Annotated in this window: 3 protein-coding genes and 1 pseudogene; 2 read left to right on the top strand and 2 right to left on the bottom strand. The window is 77.4% G+C overall.

Annotation, left to right across the window (positions count from 1 at the left end; genetic code table 11):
- Positions 1 to 159 precede the first annotated feature (159 nt).
- Entirely contained in the window at positions 160 to 2,691 is a 2,532-nt protein-coding gene (locus WCS02_RS16470) for a glycoside hydrolase family 2 protein (protein WP_340295205.1), read from the bottom strand.
- Positions 2,692 to 2,753: 62 nt separating this feature from the next.
- Here WCS02_RS16470 and WCS02_RS16465 point away from each other — a divergent pair, with 62 nt between their 5' ends.
- The gene (locus WCS02_RS16465) at positions 2,754 to 3,779 is read left to right on the top strand and encodes a LacI family DNA-binding transcriptional regulator (protein WP_340295203.1); all 1,026 of its coding nucleotides are present in this window, start codon (positions 2,754 to 2,756) and stop codon (positions 3,777 to 3,779) included.
- Positions 3,780 to 3,802: 23 nt separating this feature from the next.
- A complete protein-coding gene (locus WCS02_RS16460; protein WP_340295201.1) occupies positions 3,803 to 4,462 on the top strand; it encodes a DUF3159 domain-containing protein in 660 nt (219 codons plus the stop codon).
- An 88-nt stretch (positions 4,463 to 4,550) separates the two neighbouring features.
- Here the strand turns inward: WCS02_RS16460 and WCS02_RS16455 are convergent.
- Positions 4,551 to 5,649: pseudogene (locus tag WCS02_RS16455) on the bottom strand (DUF4153 domain-containing protein).
- Between the last annotated feature and the right edge of the window lie 197 nt (positions 5,650 to 5,846).

The raw sequence follows: 5,846 nt of genomic DNA, 5'->3' as shown, positions 1-5,846 counted from the left end.
ACTTGTCCCCGGACACGCCGAGGTTGAGCACGCGCGCCGCCGGGTCCGCCGCGCGCAGCCGGCCGGCCACGTCGGCCACCCAGCCGCGGCCCAGGTCGTCGGGGCAGGCGGGGTCGCGCCGGGCGGCCGTGACGGAGTCCCCGACGAACGCCCAGGTGCTCACGGGACGGCGGTCCGATCGACCGTGCGGCCGACGAGCTGGTTGACGCTGCGGAGCACGTGCGGGGACAGCAGGGCCTCCGGGTCCTCCAGCTCGCGGCACCGGACGCGGAACGTCGCCCGCTCCCCCGGCAGCAGGGTGAGCAGGCCGTCGTCGACGACCGCGTCCGGGTCGACGACGTCGACGAGCAGCGCGACGTCCTTGACCAGGGCCGCCGCCTCGACGCGGACCGTGTAGCCGTCGGGCGCGCGCTCGACCGTGCCGGTGAGCGCGCCGTCGACCATCAGCGCGAGGTCGCGGTCCTCGACGAAGGTCCACCAGCCGCGCGCGCCCGGGGCGTCGACGACGAGCACCTCCCCCGCCGGGTCCTGCGGTGTCGCGAGCGCGGCGGGCACGGCGACGGACAGCACCGAGCGGGCCGCGACGGCGACCGGCTCCTCGTGCCGGGCGAGCTCGGTGCCGTCCAGCGCGAGCCGCCGCAGCACGAGGGTCCCCTCCCAGGGCTCCGCGCTGTCGCCGACCAGCACCGCCGCGAGCCCGCCGTCACGCGGCTGCACGGTGACGAGCCGGTCGGCGTGGGCGTGACGCAGGGCGTGCAGGGTGGGCTTGGCGCGGCCGTCCCCGTCGACCGCGGCCCACGAGGTCACCGGCCAGCAGTCGTTGAGCTGCCACACGACGCTGCCGGCGCACACCGGCGCGAGGCTGCGCAGGTGCTCCACCGCGGTCCGGACGGCGCGCGCCTGGTTGAGCGACATCGCCCAGTGCCAGTCCCGCATCCCGTCGGGGACCCGCAGGTGCGGGACCAGGCCGCGCTCGAGCTTGCGCTGGCCCTCCATGGCCTTCTGGTGCACGAGCATCCCGGGCGACTCGGGCGTCAGGGGGTCGTCGCTGACGGCCCGCACGAGGGTCGACCAGGTGGGCGGGCCCTGCCAGCCGAACTCCGCGGCGAAGCGGGGACGGTGCTCCCGGAACGCCGTCCAGTCCCGCTCGTTCCACACGTCCCAGACGTGCATCGCGCCGTGGTCCGGGTCGTTGGGGTGCCGCTCCTCGCCGCCGGGGCCCCTCGGCGAGAAGGGGCTCCCCGGGACGTACGGCCGCGCGGGGTCGAGCTCGGCGAGCAGCGCCGGCAGCAGGTCGTGGACGTAGCCGGCGCCCCAGGTCTTGCCGTCCAGGCGGGCCTCCCAGTCCCAGTCGACGAAGCCCCACAGGTTCTCGTTGCCGCCGCACCAGAGCACGAGGCTCGGGTGGTGCGCGAGCCGCGCGGCGTTGTCCCGCACCTCGGCGAGCACCTCCGAGCGCAGCGGCTCCTCCTCCGCGTAGGACGCGCACGCGAATAGGACGTCCTGCCAGACCAGGAGGCCGCGCTCGTCGCACTCCGCGTAGAACGCGTCGTCCTCGTAGGTCCCGCCGCCCCACACCCGGACCAGGTTGCACCCGGCGTCGACGGCCTGGGCGAGCCGCTCGGCGTAGCGGGCGCGGTCGACCCGGTGCGGGAACGCGTCGTCGGGGATCCAGTTGACCCCGCGCACGAGCACCGGCTCGCCGTTGACGACCAGCCGGAACGACGTGCCGTGGTCGTCGGGCTCGCTGACCCAGGCCACCTCGCGGAAGCCCACGCGCCCCGTCCAGGTGGACAGCACCCGGTCGCCCACCATGACGTCGACCGTGAGGTCCGACAGCGGCTGCTCGCCGTGGCTGCGCGGCCACCAGGGCAGGGCGCCGGGGACGTCGAGACCGAGCCGCACGGTGCTCGTGCCGGGCTCCAACCGGGTCGCGGCCGACTGCCCGAGGTGGTGGTCGGCGGCGACGGAGACGCGGACGACCGCCGGCGCGTCGGGCTCAGGACCGTCGGCGCCGGGGACCCCGAGGGCCTGAGGGGCCAGGTCGAGGTCGACGGCCACCTCGAGGTGCCCGCCGTCCGCCGTGAGCGTCGTCGTGGGCCGGACGCCCGCCACCCGGGCCACCGACCAGTCGACGAGCTCCACGGGCCGCCAGATCCCCGCGGTGACCAGGTCGGGGCCCCAGTCCCAGCCGAAGTTGCACGCCATCTTCCGCACCGCGTTGTACGGGTGGTCGTTGACGTGGGGGCGGGAGCCCAGGACCTGCTGCTGGGCGTCGGCGTAGCGGACCGCGCTGGCGAAGCGGACCTGCACCACGTGCTCTCCCTCGCCGAGCACGTCGGTGACGTCCAGGACGTGGGTGCGGTGCTGGTCGGCGGCCTCGAGCACGACGTGGCCGTCGACGCGCACGGTGGCCACGGTGTCCAGGCCGTGCCACACCAGGCTGCGGCGGTCCCCGTCGACCGGGCCCAGCACCACGGTGGTCTCGTACACCCAGTCCGTCAGGCCGACCCAGGCGAGCAGCCGCTCGTGGTCGTCCAGGTACGGGTCCGGGACGAGGCCCGAGGCGAGCAGGTCCGTGTGGACGGTCCCGGGGACCGTGGCCGGGACGGGGCCGGCGGCCAGGACGTGCTCGGGGACGGGCCCGCCGTCCGGCCGGACGGTCCACCCCTGGTGCAGCAGCTGGGACATGCGGGCAGCCTGCCAGCCCGTCCCGCCCCGCCGGTGCCCGCGCGAGCAGCACACTGGCCCCCATGGCGAACACGGTGCCCGGACGGGTGACGCTCGAGATGGTGGCCGCGGCCGCCGGGGTGAGCCGCGGCACCGCGAGCAGGGTCCTGTCCGGCTCGCCCAAGGTGTCGCAGGTCGCCAGCACCTCCGTCCGCGCCGCCGCGGCGCAGCTCGGCTACCGGCCCAACCTGTCCGCCCGCAGCCTGGTGACCGGAAGGAGCGGGCTCGTCGGGTTCGCGGTCAACGAGGACGACGACCGGCTCTTCACCGACCCGTACTTCGCCCAGCTGGTCCGTGGCATGCACCACGAGCTCACCGGCTCCGACCACGCCCTCGTGCTCAGCCTGGTGTCGGACTCCAGCGAGCGCAGCCGGCTGCTGGAGTTCGCCGCCACCCGGCTGGACGGCCTGCTGCTCGCCTACGGCCACAGCGACCCGGGGCTGGCCGAGGAGCTCGACGCCGTGGGCGCCCGCGTCGTCTTCGCCGGGCGCATGCCCGCGCGCGGCCCGGCGGAGCACACCACGTGGGTGGACTCCGACTCCGTAGGCGGCGCCCGGGCCGCGGTGGAGCACCTGCTCGAGCGGGGCCGGCGGTGCGTGGCCACGATCACCGGCGACCTGGACATGGCCGCGGGGTTCGACCGCGCCGAGGGCTGGCGGCAGGCGCTGCGGGAGGCCGACCTGCCCCACGGCGACGACCTCACCGCCCCCGGCCGGTTCCGCGAGGAGGAGGGCCGCGCCGCGACCGAGCAGCTCCTCGCCCGCCACCCCGACCTCGACGCGGTGTTCTGCGCCAACGACCTCAGCGCTCTCGGCGCCCTCGACGCGCTGGCCGCGGCGGGCCGCCGGGTTCCCGACGACGTGGCCGTCGTCGGCTTCGACGACATCCCCGCCGCCGCGACGGCCCGGCCGCCGCTGACCACGGTGCGCCAGGAGAGCGAGCTCATGGGCCGGCGGATGGCCCGGCTCCTGCTCGACCGGCTCGACGGCGGCACCGAGCCGGTGCAGGAGGTCCTGCCCACGACGCTGGTGGTGCGCGAGAGCAGCTGAGCCGTCGCTGGGATGATGGCGGGGTGGAGCCGGGGGTCGGGACGCGCGAGCCGTCGCTGCCCGAGCTGCTCGGCGGGCGGTCCGGTGCCGTCGACGCGACGCTGCCCGCGCTCGGGTTCGCGGCCGGGTGGCTGCTGGGCGGCAGCGAGCTGACGGTCGCCATCGCCGCGGCGGTCGGGGTGGCCGTGCTCGTGTCGGCGTGGCGGCTGCTGCGCCGGCGTCAGCCCCGCGCGGCGCTGCTGGGGCTCACCGGGGTGCTGGTGGGGGCGCTGGTCGCGGCCCGCACCGGGCAGGCCGAGGACTTCTTCCTCGTCCGGCTGCTCAGCAACGTGGTGTCCGCGCTGGTCTGGACCGTCTCGGTGTGGGTGCGCCGGCCGCTGCTCGGCGTCGTGGTCGGGGCCGCGCTGCGGCAGCGCGGCCGGTGGCGACGCGACCCGGTGCTGCGGCGGGCCTACGCGGCGGCCTCGTGGTGGTGGGTGGGCACGTACGTCCTGCGGACCGTGGTCTTCGGCGCGCTGTGGCTGTCCGGGTCCGTGGTCGCGCTCGGGCTGGCCCAGGCGGTGCTGTCGTGGCCGCTCGTGGCGGCGTGCGTCGCGCTGAGCTGGCGGACCGTCCGCGCCCGCCTCGCCGCCGCCGGCCACCCGGGGCTGCGCCACCCGCAGCCGGCGACCGTCCCGTCCTGACGGTCGCCGACCTGCGCTGACCGCCGGCCTGAGTTGACCGCCGCCGGCCTGCGCGGACGGTCGCCGGTGCCGCACGTGCCGCTCGCGCTCAGCCCAGCAGCGCGTCGGCCCGCAGCCGGGAGGCGTTGACCGCCCACCAGGGGTCGTCGTGCGGCTCCCGGCCGGCCAGCGCCTGCGAGCGCTCCGGCTCGGGCAGCGCGAGCAGCGCCGGCACCGCGTCGGCCGACAGGCCGGCCAGGTAGGCCGTGTCGACGAGCCCGGTCCGGGCCAGGCGGTCGACGTCGTAGCGGGCCACCACCGCGTCCGGCCCTGCGGCGGCCAGCGCAAGGAGCAGCCAGGCCGCGGTGGCGAGCACGGCCCGCGGCAGCCCCTCGGCCCGGCCCCGGAGCCAGGCCGCCGCGACGAGCACGACGACCAGGGCCAGCCACAGCTCGAACACGACGACGTAGAGCCGCAGCGTCGTGCCGCCGAACCGGTCGGCGTACAGCGCCATCCGCGACGGCCACCACACCGAGGGCGAGGACGGCGAGCAGCCCGCCCCCGCCGAGCAGGAGCCGTCGCTGCACGGGCACCGCGGGGTCGCTGCGGCGGACCGCCCAGCCGAGCGTGAGCAGGACCAGGCCGGTGACGACGACCAGCTGCCCGAACCCCTCCCGCGCCCACGCCGCCGGGGTGACGCCCGTGCCGGCGAGCGCCGCCTCCGGGTCGAGCAGGACCGCGCCCTGCACCCCGAGGAAGACCGCGAGCACCAGGTCCGCGCCGAGCAGCGGCAGCACCCACTCCACCGCCGCGGCGGCACGGCCCGGACGCGACCGCTCCGCCGACGGCGGGGCCCCGGCCGTGGCCAGGCCGAGCAGCAGGGCCGCGACGAGGGCGCCGAGCAGCAGCCGGCCGGGCAGGCCGTCCGGCACCGGCAGGGTGACGACCCTGGCGAACGCGGCGTCGGCCGAGGCGAGCAGCCCGACGAGGACGACCACGACGACCGCGGCGGAGCCGGCCCCGACGAGCCAGGCGCCCGTGTGGCGGGGGCGGCGGACGTCGACGGGGGGCTTGCTGACCAGCCACGCCGTCCCGCGGACGGCCGCCGCCGGGAGCAACGCCGGTGCCACGACGAGCCCCGCCCAGCGGGTGCGCTCGAAGCCGACCACGGCGAGCAGCCCGAGGACGGTCAGGGTCGCGAGGACCACGAGCAGGGGCTCGGCCCGCAGCGCCGGCACGAGCGACAGGCCGGCGGCGGGCAGCAGGAGCACCCGGTCCAGGGCGGCGCGGGGCCGGCCGCGGCGGGCGCGGACGAGGAGCACGAGAGCGGCCAGGAGCAGCAGCGTGAGCGGCAGCCCGGCCCGCTGGCCCGGCAGCGCGGTCGCGGCGAGCAGCCCGGCGGCCA

It is taken from the genome of Aquipuribacter hungaricus, from assembly GCF_037860755.1.
Taxonomy (GTDB): Bacteria; Actinomycetota; Actinomycetes; order Actinomycetales; family JBBAYJ01; genus Aquipuribacter; species Aquipuribacter hungaricus.
The sequence above is the reverse complement of the archived record's forward strand: the minus strand, read 5'-3'. Positions and strand labels throughout refer to the sequence as shown.